General features: G+C 52.7%; 25 protein-coding genes and 1 pseudogene. 10 read left to right on the top strand and 16 right to left on the bottom strand.

What is annotated here, in order from left to right:
* Positions 1 to 67: 67 nt before the first annotated feature.
* The 8 genes from GT756_RS25810 (at position 68) to GT756_RS07905 (ending at position 8,329) form a co-directional block, all read left to right on the top strand.
* Positions 68 to 253, top strand: coding sequence for a hypothetical protein (locus tag GT756_RS25810; protein WP_032425908.1), 186 nt, complete (start codon positions 68 to 70; stop codon positions 251 to 253).
* 213 nt (positions 254 to 466) lie between these two features.
* Entirely contained in the window at positions 467 to 1,114 is a 648-nt protein-coding gene (locus GT756_RS07875; protein WP_002910095.1) for a YchE family NAAT transporter, read from the top strand.
* 743 nt (positions 1,115 to 1,857) lie between these two features.
* Complete coding sequence (gene oppA / locus GT756_RS07880; protein ID WP_004203164.1) at positions 1,858 to 3,492, top strand: oligopeptide ABC transporter substrate-binding protein OppA; 1,635 nt, start codon at positions 1,858 to 1,860, stop codon at positions 3,490 to 3,492.
* Between the two features lie 85 nt (positions 3,493 to 3,577).
* Positions 3,578 to 4,498: an oligopeptide ABC transporter permease OppB gene (gene oppB / locus GT756_RS07885; RefSeq protein WP_002910089.1), complete on the top strand. Its 921-nt coding sequence runs from the start codon at positions 3,578 to 3,580 to the stop codon at positions 4,496 to 4,498.
* 14 nt (positions 4,499 to 4,512) lie between these two features.
* Positions 4,513 to 5,421 (top strand): oligopeptide ABC transporter permease OppC, encoded by a 909-nt coding sequence (gene oppC, locus GT756_RS07890; protein ID WP_004145396.1) that lies wholly within the window; start codon positions 4,513 to 4,515, stop codon positions 5,419 to 5,421.
* Between the two features lie 11 nt (positions 5,422 to 5,432).
* On the top strand, positions 5,433 to 6,446 hold the full coding sequence (locus GT756_RS07895) for an ABC transporter ATP-binding protein (protein WP_004151853.1): 1,014 nt from the start codon (positions 5,433 to 5,435) through the stop codon (positions 6,444 to 6,446).
* Positions 6,443 to 7,447, top strand: a complete 1,005-nt coding sequence (gene oppF, locus GT756_RS07900; RefSeq protein WP_002910083.1) for a murein tripeptide/oligopeptide ABC transporter ATP-binding protein OppF — start codon at positions 6,443 to 6,445, stop codon at positions 7,445 to 7,447. Before GT756_RS07895 ends, oppF begins: the two co-directional genes overlap by 4 nt.
* Before the next feature lie 54 nt (positions 7,448 to 7,501).
* Positions 7,502 to 8,329, top strand: a complete 828-nt coding sequence (locus GT756_RS07905; RefSeq protein ID WP_160124660.1) for an ion transporter — start codon at positions 7,502 to 7,504, stop codon at positions 8,327 to 8,329.
* Between the two features lie 63 nt (positions 8,330 to 8,392).
* On the opposite strand, the gene GT756_RS07910 is transcribed toward GT756_RS07905, so the two are convergent.
* Positions 8,393 to 8,722, bottom strand: a complete 330-nt coding sequence (locus tag GT756_RS07910) for an HI1450 family dsDNA-mimic protein (protein WP_002910079.1) — start codon at positions 8,720 to 8,722, stop codon at positions 8,393 to 8,395.
* Between the two features lie 34 nt (positions 8,723 to 8,756).
* Positions 8,757 to 10,217, bottom strand: coding sequence for a cardiolipin synthase (gene cls, locus GT756_RS07915; protein WP_004203158.1), 1,461 nt, complete (start codon positions 10,215 to 10,217; stop codon positions 8,757 to 8,759).
* 143 nt (positions 10,218 to 10,360) lie between these two features.
* Here cls and GT756_RS07920 point away from each other — a divergent pair, with 143 nt between their 5' ends.
* A complete protein-coding gene (locus GT756_RS07920; protein WP_023290120.1) occupies positions 10,361 to 10,534 on the top strand; it encodes a YciY family protein in 174 nt (57 codons plus the stop codon).
* A gap of 278 nt (positions 10,535 to 10,812) precedes the next feature.
* On the opposite strand, the gene GT756_RS07925 is transcribed toward GT756_RS07920, so the two are convergent.
* Positions 10,813 to 11,460 (bottom strand): YceI family protein, encoded by a 648-nt coding sequence (locus tag GT756_RS07925; RefSeq protein WP_072206868.1) that lies wholly within the window; start codon positions 11,458 to 11,460, stop codon positions 10,813 to 10,815.
* Between the two features lie 884 nt (positions 11,461 to 12,344).
* Between GT756_RS07925 and GT756_RS07930 the strand changes: the two genes are divergently transcribed.
* Positions 12,345 to 13,538 carry a site-specific integrase gene (locus GT756_RS07930; RefSeq protein ID WP_087761504.1) on the top strand — a complete coding sequence of 398 codons (1,194 nt, stop codon included), beginning with the start codon at positions 12,345 to 12,347 and terminating at the stop codon, positions 13,536 to 13,538.
* On the opposite strand, the gene GT756_RS07935 is transcribed toward GT756_RS07930, so the two are convergent.
* From GT756_RS07935 to GT756_RS07990, 13 genes and pseudogenes are all read right to left on the bottom strand, one after another.
* Positions 13,535 to 13,729 carry an excisionase gene (locus GT756_RS07935; RefSeq protein WP_087761503.1) on the bottom strand — a complete coding sequence of 65 codons (195 nt, stop codon included), beginning with the start codon at positions 13,727 to 13,729 and terminating at the stop codon, positions 13,535 to 13,537. The genes GT756_RS07930 and GT756_RS07935 overlap by 4 nt on opposite strands.
* A 1-nt stretch (position 13,730) precedes the next feature.
* The gene (locus tag GT756_RS07940; RefSeq protein ID WP_160124661.1) at positions 13,731 to 13,949 is read right to left on the bottom strand and encodes a TraR/DksA family transcriptional regulator; all 219 of its coding nucleotides are present in this window, start codon (positions 13,947 to 13,949) and stop codon (positions 13,731 to 13,733) included.
* 164 nt (positions 13,950 to 14,113) lie between these two features.
* Positions 14,114 to 14,431, bottom strand: a pseudogene (locus GT756_RS07945) (hypothetical protein); the annotation flags it as partial.
* On the bottom strand, positions 14,428 to 14,652 hold the full coding sequence (locus GT756_RS07950; protein ID WP_064291614.1) for a hypothetical protein: 225 nt from the start codon (positions 14,650 to 14,652) through the stop codon (positions 14,428 to 14,430). The gene GT756_RS07950 and the pseudogene GT756_RS07945, both read right to left, overlap by 4 nt.
* Complete coding sequence (locus GT756_RS07955; protein ID WP_023283320.1) at positions 14,649 to 14,870, bottom strand: hypothetical protein; 222 nt, start codon at positions 14,868 to 14,870, stop codon at positions 14,649 to 14,651. The genes GT756_RS07950 and GT756_RS07955 overlap by 4 nt, the downstream gene beginning before the upstream one ends.
* A complete protein-coding gene (locus tag GT756_RS07960) occupies positions 14,867 to 15,523 on the bottom strand; it encodes an MT-A70 family methyltransferase (RefSeq protein ID WP_160124662.1) in 657 nt (218 codons plus the stop codon). The genes GT756_RS07955 and GT756_RS07960 overlap by 4 nt, the downstream gene beginning before the upstream one ends.
* Positions 15,520 to 15,948, bottom strand: coding sequence for a regulator (locus GT756_RS07965; protein ID WP_160124804.1), 429 nt, complete (start codon positions 15,946 to 15,948; stop codon positions 15,520 to 15,522). Before GT756_RS07965 ends, GT756_RS07960 begins: the two co-directional genes overlap by 4 nt.
* Entirely contained in the window at positions 15,945 to 16,625 is a 681-nt protein-coding gene (locus tag GT756_RS07970; protein ID WP_160124663.1) for a lambda exonuclease family protein, read from the bottom strand. The genes GT756_RS07965 and GT756_RS07970 overlap by 4 nt, the downstream gene beginning before the upstream one ends.
* Positions 16,622 to 17,467 (bottom strand): phage recombination protein Bet, encoded by an 846-nt coding sequence (gene bet / locus GT756_RS07975; RefSeq protein WP_032438697.1) that lies wholly within the window; start codon positions 17,465 to 17,467, stop codon positions 16,622 to 16,624. Before bet ends, GT756_RS07970 begins: the two co-directional genes overlap by 4 nt.
* Positions 17,468 to 17,482: 15 nt before the next feature.
* The gene (gene gamL, locus GT756_RS07980) at positions 17,483 to 17,767 is read right to left on the bottom strand and encodes a host nuclease inhibitor GamL (RefSeq protein ID WP_004201105.1); all 285 of its coding nucleotides are present in this window, start codon (positions 17,765 to 17,767) and stop codon (positions 17,483 to 17,485) included.
* Positions 17,768 to 17,847: 80 nt separating this feature from the next.
* Complete coding sequence (locus tag GT756_RS07985) at positions 17,848 to 18,054, bottom strand: phage encoded cell division inhibitor protein (RefSeq protein WP_008807814.1); 207 nt, start codon at positions 18,052 to 18,054, stop codon at positions 17,848 to 17,850.
* Positions 18,047 to 18,157 (bottom strand): hypothetical protein, encoded by a 111-nt coding sequence (locus GT756_RS25815; protein WP_254067441.1) that lies wholly within the window; start codon positions 18,155 to 18,157, stop codon positions 18,047 to 18,049. Before GT756_RS25815 ends, GT756_RS07985 begins: the two co-directional genes overlap by 8 nt.
* Before the next feature lie 411 nt (positions 18,158 to 18,568).
* Positions 18,569 to 19,591 carry a P63C domain-containing protein gene (locus tag GT756_RS07990; protein WP_160124664.1) on the bottom strand — a complete coding sequence of 341 codons (1,023 nt, stop codon included), beginning with the start codon at positions 19,589 to 19,591 and terminating at the stop codon, positions 18,569 to 18,571.
* Positions 19,592 to 19,695: the final 104 nt, after the last annotated feature.

Here is a 19,695-nt window from a genome sequence, read left to right on the forward strand (position 1 = left end):
TGATAATGTTAAACTTTTTTAGTAAATCAGTCGCTCGATTCGACATTATAGACAGGCTGTAAACAGCTTGCATGTAAATGTTTATGTAGGAAAATCAGGACGCTGTTTTACCGATTTACTAAAAAAGCTTTATCTTTTTAACTTTCAGGTACTGCTGCCTTCCACTCTGTTGGTGTCATCAAGATTACTCACTTCTGAGTACAAATTACGTGATTTAGATCAAGTATTGGCACTGCTGATACCTTTCAGCTGACTGCTTTTTGACCGGTTCGATCAAGTGTAATGGGAGGGTTTTGAAATTAAAAAAACGATTAGCATTAAAACTACAAATAGCTAACATTCGATACATATCACCGGGTTATGCATATTTATAATGAATATTGCATGCAAAAAGCGTATGTTTCGCGCAGTTATTTTATGCTGTTAACAGTCAACCGCCAATTTTGATGATGCTGCGGAGCCCATTGTGACTCAATCACTGTTCGATTTTTCTGCATATTTCAAGTTTTTCATCGGCTTATTTGCTCTGGTTAACCCGGTGGGCATTATTCCTGTGTTCATTAGTATGACCAGCTACCAACCGGCAGCAGTGCGCAATAAGACCAACCTGACCGCCAACCTGTCGGTGGCGATCATCCTCCTGACGTCATTGTTTCTCGGCGATGGCATTCTGCAGATTTTTGGTATCTCCATTGATTCATTCCGTATCGCCGGCGGCATCCTGGTGGTGACCATCGCGATGTCGATGATCAGCGGTAAGCTCGGTGAAGATAAGCAGAACAAGCAGGAGAAGTCGGAGACGGCGGTGCGGGAGAGCATCGGCGTGGTTCCTCTCGCGCTACCGCTGATGGCCGGACCGGGGGCAATCAGTTCCACTATCGTGTGGGGTACGCGGTATCACTCCTGGGTGCACCTCGTCGGTTTTTCACTGGCGATTGCCGTCTTTGCCCTCTGCTGCTGGGGGATTTTCCGCATGGCGCCGTGGCTGGTGCGTCTGCTAGGGCAGACAGGGATCAACGTTATCACCCGTATTATGGGCCTGCTGCTGATGGCCCTTGGCATTGAGTTTATTGTGACGGGGATTAAAGCGCTCTTTCCGGGGCTGCTGAGTTAGCTGGTTGCCACGCAGGCGGGTAGGTTCCCTTCTCGCCTGCGCGATTATTAGCAAAACCTATTAGCCAGCGCGTAACCGGCGGTAGGAATAACATTTTGCGATATCGCTATTAATTCCATAATTTTCATTAATATATGAAATATTTCTCTTAACATTCCCCTCACGTCTCCCCATCCTGTGATGTTATTTTCTTCACATCATTCTCTGGTACTTGCTGTCGGATCATCGAAATGATATTAGTAATTTTAACAAGGCTGTAGATGAATGTGCTAAAAAGTAATCTATTGTTAAATTTTTGTACAAAAAATCATCTTGCGGTCGTTGATCAGTATGTTGGCTGGTGAAAGTGTCATAACTAAATGATTAATAATGATATTTTTCTATCGGCGTTTTGTGGCAACCGCGAGTAACGCTGGCAAAGCCGGCAATAAAAGAGAATCCGGTAACATATTTGCAAATTGCATTGGCGGAGGTGTTTACCTTTTGGTACTTTCCGCCGTTATCGTCTGCTGAATTATGTGCGTAAATGAGAATCATTTTTAATGATCTCGCTATGCCGGAACTGCCCCCCAGCGAGGGGGAACGAATCGACGTTAAGACTGCCGTTCGAGCGGTCGTAATAAATAAGTCGGTGATAGCAATCTGCCAATCGCAAACACTCCTGCGCTGGACAGATCCCCTAAACGGGAAAAAAACAGGCTGGTTAAAAAACCAGTAATTATAATGACTGGAGTTACAACACAATGACCATCATCACTAAAAAACGTTTGATCGCCGCAGGAGTGCTATCCGCACTCATGGCCGGCAATATGGCTATGGCAGCGGATGTCCCGGCCGGTGTGCAGCTTTCGGATAAGCAAACGCTGGTGCGAAATAGCGGCGCCGAACCGCAATCGCTGGACCCGAATAAAATCGAAGGGGTGCCTGAGGCGAATATTAGCCGCGACCTGTTCGAAGGCTTGCTGAATACCTCGCCGAAAGATGGCCACCCGATCCCTGGCGTGGCAGAGAGCTGGGATAATAAAGATTTCAAAGTCTGGACTTTCCATCTGCGTAAAGATGCGAAATGGTCTAACGGCGAGCCGGTGACCGCCCAGGACTTCGTTTATAGCTGGCAGCGTCTGGTGGATCCGAAAACCGCGTCTCCTTATGCCAGCTATCCGCAGTATGGTCATATCGTGAACGTCGACGAAATCATTGACGGCAAGAAAGCTCCGAGCGAACTGGGCGTAAAAGCCATTGACGACCACACGCTGGAAGTCACCCTCAGCGAGCCAGTACCCTATTTTTATAAACTGCTGGTTAACCCGGCGATGTCTCCTGTCTACAAACCAGCGATTGAAAAATTTGGCGAGAAGTGGACGCAGCCTGGCAATATCGTCACCAACGGCGCGTACACCCTGAAAGACTGGGTGGTCAACGAACGTATCGTCATGGAGCGCAACCCGCATTACTGGGATAATGCCAAAACCGTTATTAACACTGTCACCTGGCTGCCGACCTCTTCTGAAGTGACCTATGTTAACCGTTACCGCAGCGGTGAGCTGGATATGACCTATAACCAGCTGCCGATCGAGCTCTTCCAGAAACTGAAAAAAGAGATCCCGAACGAGCTGCACGTTGACCCGTATCTGTGTACTTATTACTACGAAATTAACAATCAGAAAGCACCGTTCACCGACGTGCGCGTACGTACCGCGCTGAAGCTGGGTCTGGACCGCGACATTATTGCCAATAAGGTAAAAGGACAGGGCGATCTGCCGGCCTACGGCTACACCCCGCCGTATACCGATGGCGCGAAACTGACCGAGCCGGAATGGTTTACCTGGTCGCAGGAAAAACGGAATGAAGAAGCGAAAAAACTACTGGCCGAAGCCGGCTATAGCGCCGATAAACCGTTGACCTTCAACCTGCTCTATAACACCTCTGATTTGCACAAGAAGCTGGCGATTGCCGCCGCCTCGCTGTGGCGTAAAAACCTGGGCATTGACGTGAAGTTAGTCAACCAGGAGTGGAAAACGTTCCTCGATACCCGTCATCAGGGTACCTATGACGTGGCGCGTGCAGGCTGGTGCGCCGACTATAACGAGCCAACCTCATTCCTGAATACCATGCTTTCAGACAGCTCAATGAACACTGCGCACTATAAGAGCCCGGCGTTCGATAAGATTATGGCTGAATCCGTGAAAGCATCCGATGAAGCGCAGCGCACTGCAGCCTATGCGAAAGCAGAGCAGCAGCTGGACAAAGACAGCGCGATCGTACCGGTCTATTACTACGTTAACGCCCGCCTGGTGAAACCGTGGGTCGGTGGCTACACCGGTAAAGACCCGATGGATAACGTCTATACCAAAGACCTTTACGTTATCAAACATTAATGGCAATACGTGGAGCGGGCCTGTGCTCGCTCCATCGTGTCTTATTTGAGAGCAGTGCAAAGGCACACGCCAGAAGGTACGGGCAATGTTAAAATTTATCTTACGTCGCTGTCTGGAAGCGATTCCGACGCTATTCATTCTTATTACCATTTCATTCTTCATGATGCGTCTGGCTCCGGGAAGTCCTTTTACCGGGGAACGCACGCTACCGCCGGAAGTCATGGCGAATATTGAAGCAAAATACCATTTAAACGACCCCATCATGACGCAGTACTTCAATTACCTGAAGCAGCTGGCGCATGGCGATTTTGGTCCCTCCTTTAAATACAAAGATTATTCGGTCAACGATCTGGTGGCGGCCAGCTTCCCGGTTTCGGCGAAACTGGGCTTCGCTGCCTTTTTGCTGGCGGTAGTGATCGGCGTCGCTGCGGGCGTTATTGCCGCTTTGAAGCAGAATACCCGCTGGGACTATGCGGTGATGGGGGTAGCCATGACCGGCGTGGTTATTCCGAGCTTTGTGGTGGCGCCTCTGCTGGTGATGATCTTTGCTATTACCCTGCACTGGCTGCCGGGCGGCGGCTGGAACGGCGGGGCGTTGAAATTTATGATCCTGCCGATGGTGGCGCTTTCCCTGGCCTATATCGCCAGCATCGCGCGAATTACCCGCGGCTCAATGATTGAAGTGCTGCACTCTAACTTTATTCGCACCGCGCGGGCGAAGGGGCTGCCGATGCGCCGCATTATTTTGCGCCATGCGCTGAAGCCGGCGCTGCTGCCGGTGCTCTCCTATATGGGGCCGGCTTTCGTGGGCATCATTACGGGCTCAATGGTCATTGAAACCATTTACGGCCTGCCGGGGATTGGCCAGCTGTTCGTTAACGGGGCGCTTAACCGCGACTACTCGCTGGTGCTCAGCCTGACGATCCTCGTGGGTGCCCTGACTATTCTGTTCAACGCCATCGTTGACGTGCTTTACGCCGTTATCGATCCGAAGATTCGCTACTGAAGCCGGAGTTCGCCATGATGTTAAGTAAGAAAAATAGCGAGGCGCTGGAAAACTTCAGTGAGAAGCTGGAAGTGGAGGGGCGTAGCCTCTGGCAGGATGCGCGTCGCCGCTTTATGCATAACCGCGCCGCGGTCACCAGCTTGATTATGCTGGTGCTCATTGCGCTGTTCGTGACCTTCGCGCCGATGGTGTCGTCATTCTCCTATTTCGATACCGACTGGGGCATGATGTCCAATGCCCCGGACATGGCCTCTGGCCACTACTTTGGGACCGACTCCTCCGGTCGCGATCTGCTGGTGCGCGTGGCGATCGGCGGGCGTATTTCGCTGATGGTTGGGGTGGCGGCGGCGCTGGTGGCGGTGATCCTCGGCACGCTGTATGGTTCGCTTTCCGGGTATCTCGGCGGCAAAGTGGATTCGGTGATGATGCGTCTGCTGGAGATCCTCAACTCCTTCCCGTTTATGTTCTTCGTTATCCTGCTGGTGACCTTTTTTGGTCAGAATATCCTGTTGATTTTTGTCGCTATCGGCATGGTCTCCTGGCTGGACATGGCCCGTATCGTACGCGGACAGACCTTGAGCCTGAAGCGCAAAGAGTTTATTGAGGCGGCGCAGGTCGGCGGGGTCTCCACAGCGAGCATCGTGCTGCGCCATATCGTTCCTAATGTGCTGGGTGTGGTGGTGGTGTACGCCTCGCTGCTGGTCCCCAGTATGATCCTCTTTGAATCCTTCCTCAGCTTCCTGGGGTTGGGGACGCAGGAGCCGCTCAGCAGCTGGGGGGCATTGCTCAGCGATGGCGCCAACTCAATGGAGGTCTCGCCCTGGCTGTTGCTGTTCCCGGCGGGTTTCCTGGTGGTGACCCTGTTCTGTTTCAACTTTATCGGCGATGGTCTGCGTGATGCCCTCGACCCGAAAGACCGCTAAGGAGCGCTGCCATGACCATGATTGAAACGGCAAAAGCGCCGCAAGCGCAGAGTCACAGCGGCCTGCTGCTGGACGTGAAAGATCTTCGCGTCACCTTTAAAACGCCGGATGGCGATGTCACCGCCGTCAATGATCTGAACTTCACCCTCCAGGCGGGCGAAACGCTCGGTATTGTCGGGGAGTCCGGCTCCGGTAAATCGCAGACCGCCTTCGCCCTGATGGGGCTGCTGGCGGCCAACGGTCGCATCGGGGGTTCCGCCACCTTTAACGGTCGGCAAATCCTCAATTTGCCCGAGCGTGAGCTGAACAAACTGCGCGCCGAGCAAATCTCGATGATTTTCCAGGATCCGATGACCTCTCTGAACCCATATATGCGGGTGGGAGAGCAGTTAATGGAAGTCCTGATGCTGCATAAGGGGCTGAGCAAAGCCGAAGCATTTGAGGAGTCGGTCAAAATGCTCGACGCGGTGAAAATGCCGGAAGCGCGCAAGCGCATGAAGATGTTCCCGCACGAGTTCTCCGGCGGGATGCGCCAGCGCGTGATGATTGCCATGGCGCTACTGTGCCGGCCGCGGCTGCTGATTGCCGATGAGCCGACCACCGCCCTGGACGTCACTGTGCAGGCGCAGATCATGACGTTACTGAATGAGCTGAAACGCGAATTTAATACGGCCATCATTATGATCACCCATGACCTCGGAGTCGTGGCGGGGATCTGCGATAAAGTGCTGGTGATGTATGCGGGCCGCACCATGGAGTACGGTCAGGCGCGCGATGTCTTTTATCAGCCGTCGCACCCATACTCTATTGGGCTGTTGAATGCGGTTCCTCGTCTGGATGCCGAAGGCGATGCGTTATTGACCATTCCGGGCAACCCGCCGAACCTGCTGCGTTTGCCGAAAGGCTGCCCATTCCAGCCGCGCTGTCCGCATGCAATGGAACAGTGCAGCAGCGCGCCGCCGCTGGAGTCTTTCGCGCCAGGTCGCCTGCGCGCCTGCTTTAAACCGGTGGGGGATCTGCTATGAACGCCGTAACTGAACAACGAAAAGTCCTGCTCGAAATTGCCGACCTGAAGGTGCATTTCGATATTAAAGATGGCAAACAGTGGTTCTGGCAGCCGTCGAAAACGCTGAAAGCCGTAGATGGCGTGACGCTGCGTCTCTATGAAGGCGAGACCCTCGGCGTGGTGGGGGAGTCAGGCTGCGGTAAATCGACTTTCGCCCGCGCCATCATTGGCCTGGTGAAGGCCACCGATGGCAAAGTGGCCTGGTTGGGTAAAGATCTGCTGGGCATGAAGCAGGAAGAGTGGCGCGACGTGCGCAGCGATATCCAGATGATCTTCCAGGATCCGCTGGCCTCGCTGAACCCGCGTATGACCATCGGAGAAATCATCGCTGAACCGCTGCGTACCTATCATCCGAAGATGCCGCGTCAGGAAGTGCGCGATCGCGTGAAGGCGATGATGATGAAAGTCGGGCTGTTGCCTAACCTGATCAACCGCTATCCGCACGAGTTCTCTGGCGGTCAGTGTCAGCGCATCGGCATCGCGCGGGCGCTGATCCTCGAGCCGAAGCTGATTATCTGCGATGAGCCGGTGTCCGCACTTGACGTGTCCATCCAGGCCCAGGTGGTCAACCTGCTGCAGCAGCTGCAGCGTGAAATGGGACTGTCGCTGATATTTATCGCCCACGATCTGGCGGTAGTTAAGCACATCTCCGATCGCGTACTGGTGATGTATCTGGGCCATGCGGTGGAGCTGGGAACCTACGATGAGGTGTACCATAATCCGCTGCATCCCTATACCAAAGCGCTGATGTCGGCGGTGCCGATCCCCGATCCGGACCTCGAAAAAACGAAAACCATCCAACTGCTGGAGGGCGAATTACCCTCGCCGATTAATCCGCCTTCGGGCTGTGTCTTCCGCACCCGCTGTCCGCTCGCTGGACCGGAGTGCGCCAAAACCCGTCCGGTGCTGGAAGGCAGCTTCCGCCATGCGGTTTCCTGCCTTAAGGTAGACCCGTTATAATCTCAGGGGCTGACGCAGGTCAGCCCTTTTTTTTGCGAGGTTAACGAAGTGGGTATGCTTTCTGCCGCTCGCCTGCGGCTTTATCATTTGCTTTTCGATCAAAACCGACGTTCCGGCGGCCGCTTCGAAGGTCTGTGCGGACTTTTCGCATTGCTCAGCGTGGTGGTGATATTTGTCGAGTCGGGGCTGGGCACGCAATATCATCTGACATTAGATGAATGGCATATTTTCGTCTGGCTGGAGCTGCTGGTGACCGCGGTCTTTACCCTGGAGTATCTGCTGCGTATTGCGACATGGCCCAATCCGCTCCACTACATTTTCAGCTTCTGGGGGTTTATTGACTTAGCGACCATCCTGCCGCTGTACGTGATGTGGCTGTGGCCGGAAATTAGCCTCAATTATGTCTTTGCCTGGCGGGCAATGCGGGCGATCCGCGCGTTGCGTATTCTCAAACTGTTGCGCTTTATGCCTTCGCTCAATGTGTTCTGGCGGGCGATTGTCAGCGCGCGCCATCAGCTGATCCTGTTCTATTCGTTTATCGCCATTGTGATGGTGATTTTCGGCTCGTTAATGTACCTGATAGAAGGGCCAGAGTATGGTTTTACCACGCTCAACGCTTCGGTCTATTGGGCCATTGTAACCATCACTACCGTCGGCTACGGGGATATCACGCCGCATACACCGCTGGGCCGCATCCTGGCCTCCATTCTCATCCTGATCGGATACTCCATTATTGCCATTCCGACCGGGCTTATCACCACCCATATGACCAGCGCCCTGAACCGGCGGCGTCAGCAGCGGGTATGCCCGCAGTGCCAGCAGGGCCACCATGACGATAACGCCCGGTTTTGTCACGCCTGTGGCCATGCGTTACCGCAGTAAACCCTCGGCATAAAAAAAGCCTGCCGGGAGGAACGCGGCAGGCTTTTCACTGGCTAGTCAGCGTTATTCACGCCACAGAATATGACACAGCTTATGATCTTTCTCGCGGCACAGCAGTACGCGGGCGAAGATATCATTGATTTCCCCGCCGTCGGTATCCGCCAGGCCAATCACCACTTCGGCGAAGAAATCCGGGTTCAGATCGTAATCCACATGCTCTTCCCAGTCTGCAGACGGGTCGAACAGCTCGGCGCCGCCGCGCTCCTCAAACTGCAGGTTAAACAGAATGATGTCCGCCGGGTCGAGGTTATCGGCCGCCAGTTCGAGGAAGATGTCGTATGCCTGCTCAAGCGTTTCGTCTTCGGTCAGACGGTTGTTTAAATCCATATCCATGATTGCTACTCATTCGGTATCTGATGGGCACGTTTTACAGCAACGGGCTGAAGAAGTAAAACAGTCGCTCGGCGATCCGCTGCCACAGCGGACGTTTTAACCAGCGACGGGCGTCCAGCAGGCGCGAGCGCGAGATATAGTCATCCTGGACCGCCGCCAGATCGCTGCCGAAGCCGGCGTCATCGATGACCAGCGTGATTTCAAAATTGAGCCACAGGCTGCGCATATCCAGATTCACGGTACCCACCAGACTCAGTTCGCCATCGACCAGCACGCTCTTGGTATGCAACAGGCCGCCTTCGAACTGGTAAATCTTCACCCCTGCTGCCAGCAGCTCGGTGAAAAAGGCCCGGCTGGCCCAGCCCACCAGCAGCGAATCGTTCTTGCGCGGTAAAATAATACTCACGTCCACGCCGCGCTGGGCAGCGGTACAGATCGCGTGCAGCAGGTCGTCGCTGGGTACGAAGTAGGGCGTGGTCATGATCAAATGCTCTTTCGCCGCGTAGGCGGCGGTGAGCAGCGCCTGATGGATAAGATCTTCCGGAAACCCCGGGCCGGAGGCGATCGTGTGGATGGTATGTCCACTGGCCTCTTCAAACGGCATGATATTGACGTCCGGCGGCGGCGGCAGAATACGCTTTCCGGTCTCGATCTCCCAGTCACAGGAGTAGACGATGCCCATCGAGGTCGCCACCGGGCCTTCCATGCGCGCCATCAGGTCAATCCACTGTCCGACCCCTGAGTCCTGTTTAAAGTAGCGGGGATCAACCATATTCATGCTGCCGGTGTAGGCGATATAGTTATCGATCATCACCATTTTGCGATGCTGACGCAGGTCCATCCGGCGCAGAAACACACGCATCAGATTGACCTTGAGAGCCTCGACCACTTCAATGCCGGCGTTACGCATCATTGCCGCCCATGGGCTGCGGAAAAAAGCCACACTGCCCGCGGAGTCGAGCATCAACCGGCAGTGAACCCCGCGACGGGCGGCGGCCATCAGCGATTCGGCGACGCTGTCGGCCATGCCGCCTGGCTGCCAGATATAGAAGACCATCTCAATGTTATGGCGAGCCAGTTGAATATCGCGGATCAGGGCCTGCATGACGTCGTCAGATTCCGTCAGCAGCTGCAGCTGGTTGCCTTTTACGCCGCCAATGCCCTGGCGCCGTTCGCACAGCTTGAACAGGGACTCGGCCACCGGGCTGTTATCTTCCGCGAAGATATGTTTGCAGGCTTTGAGGTCGTTTAACCATTTGGCCGTGGAAGGCCACATCGCCCTCGCGCGTTCTGCCCGCCGCTTGCCAAGATGCAGCTCGCCAAAGGAGAGATAGGCGATGATCCCCACCAGCGGCAGAATATAAATGATCAATAACCATGCCATCGCGGACGGCACAGCGCGGCGTTTCATTAGAATTCGTAATGTTACACCGGCGATCAACAGCCAGTACCCCAGAATGACCAGCCAGTTCACCACCGTGTAAAAGGTTGTCATAGATGTAAAATCCTTTTGAATGACGTTATGTGATGAGTTTACGCATCAGTATTTTTCTGGCAAATAAAAACGCAGCGAAAGCGGTGGTCAGCCGCAGGCAGAGGTTTATAATGGGGGCTGTTTTCACTCGTAGAGTCGTTGCAATGAAGCGTAGTAGAACGGAAGTAGGGCGCTGGCGCATGCTGAGACAGGTGAATCGCCGTAAAGCGCGCTGGCTGGAAGCCCAATCACGCCGCAATATGCGGATCCTCGCCATCAGGAAGGGGCTGGTGAAACGGCAGCGTCATGCTCTGCTGTTTATTTTCCCCGACTGTTAAGCGAGCAGACTAACGGCACCGTGCGCGGTGCCGTTGTCGTTTTCTCAGCCCTGCGCCGAACTCCCTTTTAACATCGCCAGGTGGCCTAATGAAATATCTATGCGATGTCTGTCAGGGTATGACGGGGAATTACCGACAGAACTCCTTATTCTGCGACAGACATTAACCGCCCTGCAGAAGCCTGAACAGGGCGCGGGGTTGTCGATCGTTTTTCAATTTCATGCTAACTATCGGGGTGACCACTCTGATTAAAATGCACCGCTTTTGTGGGTGTAAATTTATTTGGCATAGGCTTCCGTAGATAACGTGATGGTCACGTTATCACTCACCGCCGGAACATATTTATCAAGCTTGAAGTCTGAACGTTTTATTACCCCAGTGGCATCAAAACCAATGGCCTCCTTTTTCACCATCGGATGCATGTCCTGCTTGTTCAGGGTGGCATGCAATACTACCGGTTTAGTGATGCCTTTAATGGTCAGGTTACCTTCAACATCATATTTATTGCCGCCTTTACTTTCCACCCGGGTGCTCTGAAAGGTTGCCTCAGGATACGTTTTGACATCGAAGTACTCTTTGCCTAAAAACTCATCCGTTAACGCTTTGACATGCGTATCAATGGTTTTGACTGGCAGCGTGACGTGCACAGAGGATTTCTCTGGGTTATCTTTGTCAAAAGAGAGTTTCCCTGAAACATCAGAGATATAGGCGGTAGGGTTAGAGAAACCAAAATGGTTCCAGGCAATAACAACCGAAGTATGCTGTGGATCCAGGCTATATTCTGTCGCAGCGGCCTGTGATACAGGAATATATAAGGCAAGCAGAGAAAATAATGCGGTTTTTTTCAGGGTGTTCATACAAAAATCCTCATAAGCGTCAGGTGCATAAATGGTAGCCCAAAAAAATGCAGGGCTTATTGAAAACATTTGTTATTCCCGTTCAAATATTTTAACCAACCAATAATAACCCTACAATCACTCCGCGTGAATTTTACCTAACGAAATTAATAGGCATTAAAAAAATCCTCTGTAACGTAAATCTGGTCACGTGATCTTTATACGTTCATCCCTATGGGATATGCCTGGATCAGCGCATTTTTTTATTTCCGGTTGTTTTCCAGACACCGCGATCCTGAATGCAGCAAGATAGGCGATATTTGGTCCTATGTCAGCTGAACCGGATATACATGCTTATTTACTCCAGGCGTTAATATCTGTTGCTGAGAATCCCTCTCTCTTTAACGATCTTCTTTCAACTGTGTTTAAGATTTACCGGACGATGTCGGGATGCGCTGGCATGCAAAGCAAGCGATAGATCCATGCAAGATCTCTGTCACAGACTTATTGAATATATTAGCCATTCAATATCATGCCGGGCGTCGACGTTTGGTCGGCATTTTCTGTTGCCGCAAAAGGCGAGGTGATGGTCGATGATGTCGTCGCTGGGGAAGAGATGTGCTCATCTTCCAGGCATCTCAGGCGGATAACAGCCAGCGCTTTCGTGCGGTTAAAAAGGGCGGCATTTTAATGTTGTGTAGAAAAATGCGCCCTTTCATCTGATGGCCTGGTGTGTTTTTGCGGTTAACCAGAAAAAGAAAAGGGTATTTTCAAAATACTTTCTTATATTGTCATTTATCTGGTTTCGAACAATTCCACTCAAAAACGATCCGTTACGTCCAGGCGCTGCTACTCATGGGGTTGGAGCTATGTGAAGGTACGTTCCATGTATAAGTGTTACATTGTGGGTATCTTTGAGCAAATGATTTTGTGTACACTTTTGCGTACTCAACGATCACATGTGTACTCATCAGATGCTCACCGATACAAAGCTTAAAAAAGCGCTTGGAAAGAAACGTGACGATATTGAAGTGCTGTCCGACTCCCATGGACTTAACGTCAGGATCAGCCAGGCTGGAAAAATCACCTTCTTCTATCGCTACCGCTGGCAAGGTAAACCAGTAAAAATCAATGTCGGTGATTATCCTGCAATGAGTATCGCCCAGGCAAGAGATCGCCGCCAGCAATTCAGGGCATGGCTTATTGAGGGAAAGGACCCTCGCGAGCAAGCCAAGCTGGAGCGGATAAGCCGACAGGATGCTCTGTCAGTAGAGGAAGCTTTTAATTACTGGGTAGAGAGACACTGTATTGCCAATAACCTGACTAATACGACCTATTACCAATCAGTGTTTGCTAAGCACATATCAGCGCAGATGAAGGGGGTTAAGGTCGATAACTCAACCCGGCGCCACTGGACAGAGCTTTTCGACAGCATAGAGAGCAGGGTGATGGCTCACTATATGCTTTCTTTGTGCAAAAGAGCTTTCCGTTTTTGTTTTAATCGTGGTGTTATCTCTACGAACCCACTGGATGGACTTATCCCCACAGATGTAGGGCAAAAACCAAAGATCAGCACACGACGACTCAGCGATGAGGAACTTCGGGCTGTGTACCAGTGGTTAAAAAATCACATGTCCATAGAGTCGGTATTCCTGGTGAAATTTATTATGCTGACCGGTTGCAGAACAGGGGAAATCAGACAGAGCGAAAGATCCTGGTTCCAGCTCGACGAATGTGAGTGGACCGTGCCCGCCAAGATTTATAAAACGAGGGTCAATACGCGACGTGGTTTGCCTGATGCTGCTGTTAACCTTGTGAAAAGCCACCTTGAAATGGTAGGCACGAAGCATCTTGTCACTTCACAAAGACGTGTTGATGGGGAGATTTTGGACAAGCCTGTTCAGGGGCCCGTGGCTTCAAATTATGCGAGGTCAATATGGTCTGGCGCCAACATGCAGGAGTGGTCTATGCACGATTTGCGGCGCACTATCGCAACTACTCTTTCTGAGCTTGGCGCACCTCCCCACGTGATAGAAAAAATCCTTGGTCACCAGATGGTGGGGGTAATGGCTCATTACAACCTTCATGATTACATCGATGACCAGAAACACTGGCTCCGCGTTTGGCAGAGCCACTTAGAGAAGGTCATCGGCGAGCCATTTTGTTAGTGCTGCTTTGTCTCTTCCCACTCCTTTATCGACTCTGCTTTCCAGCGGTTAGGATTCCCGGGGAAGTCAGGCGCAGGGAAGGGGCGAGCAAAACCCCGTGGCATGGTTTCTTCGCTTTGCCATGACCACAGGGTTTTGCGCGAAATTTTGTATCGACTGGTCAGGTCGGATGTCAGCAAAATATCGTCCATATCACCTCCGATGCTTTTTCAGTATTTCTTCAACTTCCTGGCAATCAGCGCAGCGCTGACAACCCGCCACCAGTTCCCGGCGCCGCTCAGGTATCTCTTCCCCACAGTCGCGGCAGTGAGTAGCTGAAACTGCCGCATGGTTGATGCGCATGCTCTGGATGGTCATTTCCAGCCGGCGCTCTGCCAGCTCGTTGGCCTGATCGATGATTTCTGCGCTCATGCTGCACCGCCTTTGATGCGGGCGATGGCCGTGCGGGCAACGGCAATTGGGTGATCGCCTGAGAACTCCATACCAGGCGGCGCGTATTCCATGCACTCAGCCCAAGGCAGCAGGCGCTCCAGCGCCGCCAGAAGTTCGTCGCGCTGCCCGGCGACTTTCGCATACTCAAGCGCTGCGTTTTCCAACTGGGCTTTGTGCTTCTTGTAGGCCTCGTATGCGTGCCAGCTCTGGCCTTTTCGAACGCTCTCGCTGATTTCCGCTACCTGCTCAGGCGTGAGCGCGGTCAGAGGTTGAGCCGGGTAGATAATCACCTGCCCCGCGTCCCAGTCGAAGCCAGCGTGAATGGCCTCTACCTCGACGGATGGCGACGGCCCGATGCTGCCGGGCGAATGGACAAGTATTGTAATCTCGGGGTCGCGCCGCTGGGTCAGTGGGTTAGACCATAGGCGCGCCACCAGCTCAGAGAACTTGGAGAATTTCATGCTGCACCTGCCTTGTCTTCATCCATTTTCCAGGCAGTGGCAAGAGCGCCAGCCACCTGGTGGAAGCTATGTTTTACTGCCACCTTCCCATGGTCGCCGGCTGGCGAAACCAGTTCGATTGTGGTCAGCTCTCCGCCGCTTTCAGCGTCTGGGTAAAACTGCGCGACGTCGTTGGTTTCGACGATCACAGACCCGGATGGGGTATACATTTTCAGCTTCATGACTCCACTCCATAGCGGCCGCTCAGCCGCCCAATAACACTGACAAATTTCACCAGGCTGACACCCATCGGCTTTACCTTCTCGTAGTGCTTGCGAAGGATAGGGGGGCATACAGCGTTCCACTTCGGTTTAGGCTTTACGCTCATCGCTTTGGTTATCTCTTCTGCGCAGCGACGAGCCTGGGCGCGGAGAGCGTTTTCTTTTTCTTCTGGCGTCATGCTGCCTCCGTCTTCACTACGTCGATGGCGCAGCCGGGGATCAGCTCAACGGAAGCGGTGGCGCACTGGTTGCCCCAGTGGCTCCAGCCTGGCGCTGCGCTGCGGCTGAAAAGCTCAATCCGCGGCACGTCGCCGTAAAGCAGCTCCAGGCGATGGCGAACTTCCCACGGTTTCTCGCTGTGCGCGCCGAGAGGGCTGTAGACCACCTGCTTAATGCCGGCGTGCTTGCGCTCCAGCACGGCGCCGCGGGTGGCGATCAGCACGTCTTCGGTATTGGCGCGGGTGTGGTTGCCGCCGTTCATGCGCGTCTCGGCATTCAGCAGGGCGAGGAAGTCGTAAAAATCGTTCACATCGCCATCTGCCAGAGCCTTGGTAATGCGCAGCTCGGCCAACTGGTTCAACTTCACCCAGGTGAAGCCCTTCATCGTGCGAACCGTAAAGCCCCAGGCCTCGGCCAGCTCGATCGCCTCCTGGTTGTGGGTGCCGGTGTACCACATCGCCAGCACAGCGTTATCCGCTGCGAGTTCCCATACCGGGAGCCGCTTCATATCGAGCAGGCTCATGGTGGGGTAGTGGTCGGCAGCGGCGCCGTTGCTGATCGTGTTCCCGTAAGACCTGGCCGGGTCAGCATAGATAAGTGAGTAGCGGTTCATAGGACTGACTCCATTTCATCGATATAGAGGCCAGATGCGATAAGCCGGCGGCGCCGGGCCGCTTTATCAATACATTTCTGGCGGTTGCCAGAGGCGGCCTGAGCTATCGAGCGCTTAGTGAACAGGCGAGTTTTACCCTGCGTGGTAATGACCTTTGGCCTTGTGATCAGGTCAAAGGTGCGATCGCAGATGCCGTCCTCGTTAAGCCAGGTTTCCGATGCAATCAGCTGCGCAATGCGGCCTTCTCCCTTGGTTATGCCGTTCGCAACGCGGTTAAATTCGACAAGCGTCACGCCGAACTTCTCCGCTATTTCGCTGCCGGTAACAGGGCGGCAGCGCGTCTGAATCATCCAGATCACGCGCTCGCGAAGGCCGGAGAATTTCCCTGCTTTACCGGGCCTGCGGTAAAATGGAGTGCGTTTCATTTCCACTGCTCCCCGAAGGTAAAGCCGATCTCCGCCAGCGATTCGTCCATCTTGCTGATGAACTCCGGCACCATTTCGTTGAAGTCGGACATGTATTTGTCGTCGCGCTCAACAACGACATGGTGAATGCCTTCTCGCTTCATTCGAGGGTCATAATTCGCGAAATACCAGGCATCCTTCCCGGTTACCCACATGCTGAATTGCACTTGGGCCATGTAGGCGGATTTGATAGCCTCGAAGCCGCCAAGCCGGAACTTCATGAAGTCCCGAGAGGTAAAAGGGCACTTCAGCTCAAGGCCGCGGCCATCACTGCACAGGCCGTCTGGTGAGCAGGCGGTGCGCATACCTTCGTCACGGAAAAGGATCGGCGACTCGGTTACCTGCACGTCGGTGGTGAACTCAAACAGGGTGCGAGCATCGGCCTCGTACTGTTTCCCCCAGGCCAGCGCCTTGGCGTTAACTTCCGGCGCCACGCCGGTGCACACTTCGGCAAGGAGCGTAAGGAAGTAGGACATCTTCATATCAGTCCATTTCTTGCCTGACTTAGGCTTAGAAATGACGTTGTGAACTTCCGAGGCAGTTATCACGCCCAGGCGTAAGCGGTGCCATGATTCATCTCCCTGTTCAACGCGGGTAACGTCAATGCCAGTTCGAACGAGGATAATTTCTGGTGTCATGCTGCCACCTGCGCTTTTTTCTGGAGGAAGCTAAAGCCTTTCTGCGCTTCTTCTTCGGTGAGTTGTGATGCCTGGAAAATGTCACGCTTGAAGATGTTGCTGCACAGAGGCAGGAAGTCCTGCTCCCAGTCCTTATTCAGGGACGTCAGGAGGTCGGTAATTGCCTGCAGCGTTTCCTCACTGGCCACCAGGGGGAGCGCCTCTGTCGTGCTGCGCGGCGTCACGTCACGCGCATCCACTTCCAGCGTTTTACCTTCCATCTCCTCGGCAGTGGGCTGCTGGCCAATTTCAGGCCACGCCTTGCGCAGAGCCTGAGCCTCGGCACATTTCGCCAGCTGGCCATAAGGGCGCTTCTTCCACATAGCATTTGGCGCGGTAGTGTCGCGGCCGGCGGTGGCATAGTTCTCGACCCAGTATTCTTTCGCGCTGAATTCGACGATCTCCCCGCTCGGCATGCGCTTGCTGACCGTGTACTTGCACCATTGAGGTACGGTCACTTCAATACCGGTAAGCGTCAGAGTGACGTCCGGCCCGAACTCTGGTTCTTTTGCGCCAGCGTAATCACCGGAGCGATCGGCCTGAATCCGATAAAGCCCGATGCCAGGCATAACCACATCGCGCCACTCGCTTTTACCCGACTTCGAGTCCTTAACGCTCATTGGCACCAGATGAACGGGCTTCAGAAGCGGATCGAGGTTTCTGGCCCGGCAGTAGTCCAGCGCCATCATCACCGACTCATCCTTGGCGCCAGGATAAATACTGTTCTTGAGGGCGCTCCAGGTAGCGCCGTCAATTCCTCGCTCAGCAAGAGAGCTGGCTGTAATCACAAGTTCGTTAGCCATTGCTATTCCCCAAAGTTAAAACGGGCAGCCGGTGCGGTGATCCCAGTCGTATTCCGCCTGGGCGTAAGCTACTGCCGAGATGAGATCGTTATATGCCTCGCCAGCTGCATCGCTGCGGAGGCCTTCGTATGGGCTTTTGTCCATCGGCACTGAGAAGCGGAACAGGCCTGACGGCTCTTTCGGCAGAGAGTCGATAATTTCCTGCGCCCGATCGTCAATCCACTTTTGCTTCTCTTCGGTGAGCGACTGTTCAGCCCATTTCCGTTCTTCGATAGCGTCGTATGCGCGGTATGCGTTCATAGCTCGCTCCTGAAATTTGGTTGTAATAATCCCGGCACCGTATTGGCTGCCTGATAACTCAGTTAAATTCTTCGTTTCGATTACCGGCTGAGACCTTGTCCCAACCCGTTCAGATAAACTTCAACCAGCAAGTCGGTTGTGTAAGTCCGCTCAATACCGCGATGCAGGTAGAGGCGGCCGCGTTTATTTGCTGATGCTGTCCAGGTGCTTTCCCGATGCTTAACCAGCATCCCTGGGAGAACGGCGCCGCGGTTAACGGTCTGTGTCCCGTAATGATGACTAACCATTGAACACCCCCGTAGCGTGCAGAATTTTGATAATCAACGCTGTCCAGATAACGCCGAAGATCAGCAGGCAGTAAATCAGTGAACGAATGCCGTTTCTGCTCATGCTGAACCACCAGGCATCAGGCAGAACGCGCTTGCTATCAGTACGCATACGACGATGGCGAATGCGTGTGCCAGAAACTTAAACCACTCAGTTTTATCTTCTTCGCGGATCATCTCTCCACCTTTGCCTTAAAGCCGGCCAGCTGAGCGTTGTTACGATTACCCGGCGTTGCCGGTGTTGTTTGGATGAGTTGATAATGTACTAATGGTTCATCATTGTAAAGTACCAAAAGTACATTTTTGGTTTGTGGATAGTTCAAATTTAGGTAAGTTAATGAACTTAAAGTATATTATTTTTGCGTTTTGTTCAGGTGGCGGGAATCTTGCGGTTAAGTTGGGGCAGGATGTGGTAATCCAGCCGGAAGAACAGGGCAATAAAAACCCGGCACGGTGGCCGGGTTAGGTAGGATTATCAATGAGAATCAATATCTTCTATCTTCAGAAGAGGATGCACTCTATCAAGTAATTCTATGAATTCTTCATATGTATCGCTTGCTTGCATGAGGGTTGTTACCCCGGTTAGCCTCTTCTGAAGGAGGCTGTATCCAGTTCCATCTGATAAGAACTGATGCATTTTTGCCCCGGTTTTCTTGGTTTTTGCTCTTTCTTCTTTCAGCGCGCTTCTTAGCTCGGGTGCCATACGGTCATAAGTTATGTTATTAACTAGATGCCCGAAATATTGTGGTCTACGCATATTGGCTTTGAATGGAACGTTTCGCAATCGGCATAACTGTTCGAAAAATTCTGGTGGATAGGTGCTGACCCAGGGGCGCATTTCTTTGGCAATAAACTCTTCAAGCAGCTTCGCAAGTGCATCTCGCTCTCTCTCTTTTTGGTAGCCTGTCGCCTCATCTACAAGAGCAATAATACCAACCTTAGCTAGAGATCGAACGAGAACTTCAGCTTTTTGAGCGACTGCAAGCTGTTCTTTATTTTTTATCGCTCCATCCTCTCTCGCCCTGAGGTATAAATCGCCAACAAGAGGAAGAATTACTGCATTGTATCCATCCTTAATCATTCCAGATTTCGTCTTGAATTCAACGCGAGAGATCACGCCCTTAAGCTCTTGATTAATATATGGAATAAGGTTTATTGCATCCATAAATGCGGGTGTCTGGATCCCATCTATAAACCTTTGATCTTCAAGATGTTTTTTATTCCCCCTGCGAGTCCTTCCAAGGGCTGTAAATACTGATGCAGCAGATACGACCCGCTCCCCATTATCAAGCACGGCCACTTCCAGTTCTGCATCGCCAACACGCAAGTACCCTTCATTTGCAACTGTAGGGAGCATGGCTTTAGCTTTTTTGGCTTCGGCCATTTTCTTTGCTGCTTCTTTTCGCTCCTCTGGGGTCATCTTGGCAGCCCTTGCCTTTCCCCCTTTAGCTTTACCAGTAGGCTCATGGTCATCTTCATGTTCAATAATATCATTCATTGCAATTTGCTCGTGTTGTGAATGTACGAGCATTAGAGCATATGCACGTTAATGCGTGCAAATAATATTTATGAAAGAAAAAAGGCTGCATTTCTACAGCCTCT

Origin of the sequence: Klebsiella sp. Q2, from assembly GCF_009900705.1 — a bacterium.
GTDB classification, from domain to species: domain Bacteria; phylum Pseudomonadota; class Gammaproteobacteria; order Enterobacterales; family Enterobacteriaceae; genus Klebsiella; species Klebsiella quasipneumoniae.

What these genes read in the sequence shown, in the direction of transcription:
- oppA (WP_004203164.1), top strand. Translation starts at nt 1,858, where the DNA reads ATGACCATCATCACTAAAAAACGTTTGATCGCCGCAGGAGTGCTATCC.
- oppB (WP_002910089.1), top strand. Translation starts at nt 3,578, where the DNA reads ATGTTAAAATTTATCTTACGTCGCTGTCTGGAAGCGATTCCGACGCTA.
- oppC (WP_004145396.1), top strand. Translation starts at nt 4,513, where the DNA reads ATGATGTTAAGTAAGAAAAATAGCGAGGCGCTGGAAAACTTCAGTGAG.
- GT756_RS07895 (WP_004151853.1), top strand. Translation starts at nt 5,433, where the DNA reads ATGACCATGATTGAAACGGCAAAAGCGCCGCAAGCGCAGAGTCACAGC.
- oppF (WP_002910083.1), top strand. Translation starts at nt 6,443, where the DNA reads ATGAACGCCGTAACTGAACAACGAAAAGTCCTGCTCGAAATTGCCGAC.
- GT756_RS07905 (WP_160124660.1), top strand. Translation starts at nt 7,502, where the DNA reads ATGCTTTCTGCCGCTCGCCTGCGGCTTTATCATTTGCTTTTCGATCAA.
- GT756_RS07910 (WP_002910079.1), bottom strand. Translation starts at nt 8,722, where the DNA reads ATGGATATGGATTTAAACAACCGTCTGACCGAAGACGAAACGCTTGAG.
- cls (WP_004203158.1), bottom strand. Translation starts at nt 10,217, where the DNA reads ATGACAACCTTTTACACGGTGGTGAACTGGCTGGTCATTCTGGGGTAC.
- GT756_RS07920 (WP_023290120.1), top strand. Translation starts at nt 10,361, where the DNA reads ATGAAGCGTAGTAGAACGGAAGTAGGGCGCTGGCGCATGCTGAGACAG.
- GT756_RS07925 (WP_072206868.1), bottom strand. Translation starts at nt 11,460, where the DNA reads ATGTTTTCAATAAGCCCTGCATTTTTTTGGGCTACCATTTATGCACCT.
- GT756_RS07930 (WP_087761504.1), top strand. Translation starts at nt 12,345, where the DNA reads ATGCTCACCGATACAAAGCTTAAAAAAGCGCTTGGAAAGAAACGTGAC.
- GT756_RS07935 (WP_087761503.1), bottom strand. Translation starts at nt 13,729, where the DNA reads ATGGACGATATTTTGCTGACATCCGACCTGACCAGTCGATACAAAATT.
- GT756_RS07940 (WP_160124661.1), bottom strand. Translation starts at nt 13,949, where the DNA reads ATGAGCGCAGAAATCATCGATCAGGCCAACGAGCTGGCAGAGCGCCGG.
- GT756_RS07950 (WP_064291614.1), bottom strand. Translation starts at nt 14,652, where the DNA reads ATGAAGCTGAAAATGTATACCCCATCCGGGTCTGTGATCGTCGAAACC.
- GT756_RS07955 (WP_023283320.1), bottom strand. Translation starts at nt 14,870, where the DNA reads ATGACGCCAGAAGAAAAAGAAAACGCTCTCCGCGCCCAGGCTCGTCGC.
- GT756_RS07960 (WP_160124662.1), bottom strand. Translation starts at nt 15,523, where the DNA reads ATGAACCGCTACTCACTTATCTATGCTGACCCGGCCAGGTCTTACGGG.
- GT756_RS07965 (WP_160124804.1), bottom strand. Translation starts at nt 15,948, where the DNA reads ATGAAACGCACTCCATTTTACCGCAGGCCCGGTAAAGCAGGGAAATTC.
- GT756_RS07970 (WP_160124663.1), bottom strand. Translation starts at nt 16,625, where the DNA reads ATGACACCAGAAATTATCCTCGTTCGAACTGGCATTGACGTTACCCGC.
- bet (WP_032438697.1), bottom strand. Translation starts at nt 17,467, where the DNA reads ATGGCTAACGAACTTGTGATTACAGCCAGCTCTCTTGCTGAGCGAGGA.
- gamL (WP_004201105.1), bottom strand. Translation starts at nt 17,767, where the DNA reads ATGAACGCATACCGCGCATACGACGCTATCGAAGAACGGAAATGGGCT.
- GT756_RS07985 (WP_008807814.1), bottom strand. Translation starts at nt 18,054, where the DNA reads ATGGTTAGTCATCATTACGGGACACAGACCGTTAACCGCGGCGCCGTT.
- GT756_RS25815 (WP_254067441.1), bottom strand. Translation starts at nt 18,157, where the DNA reads ATGAGCAGAAACGGCATTCGTTCACTGATTTACTGCCTGCTGATCTTC.
- GT756_RS07990 (WP_160124664.1), bottom strand. Translation starts at nt 19,591, where the DNA reads ATGAATGATATTATTGAACATGAAGATGACCATGAGCCTACTGGTAAA.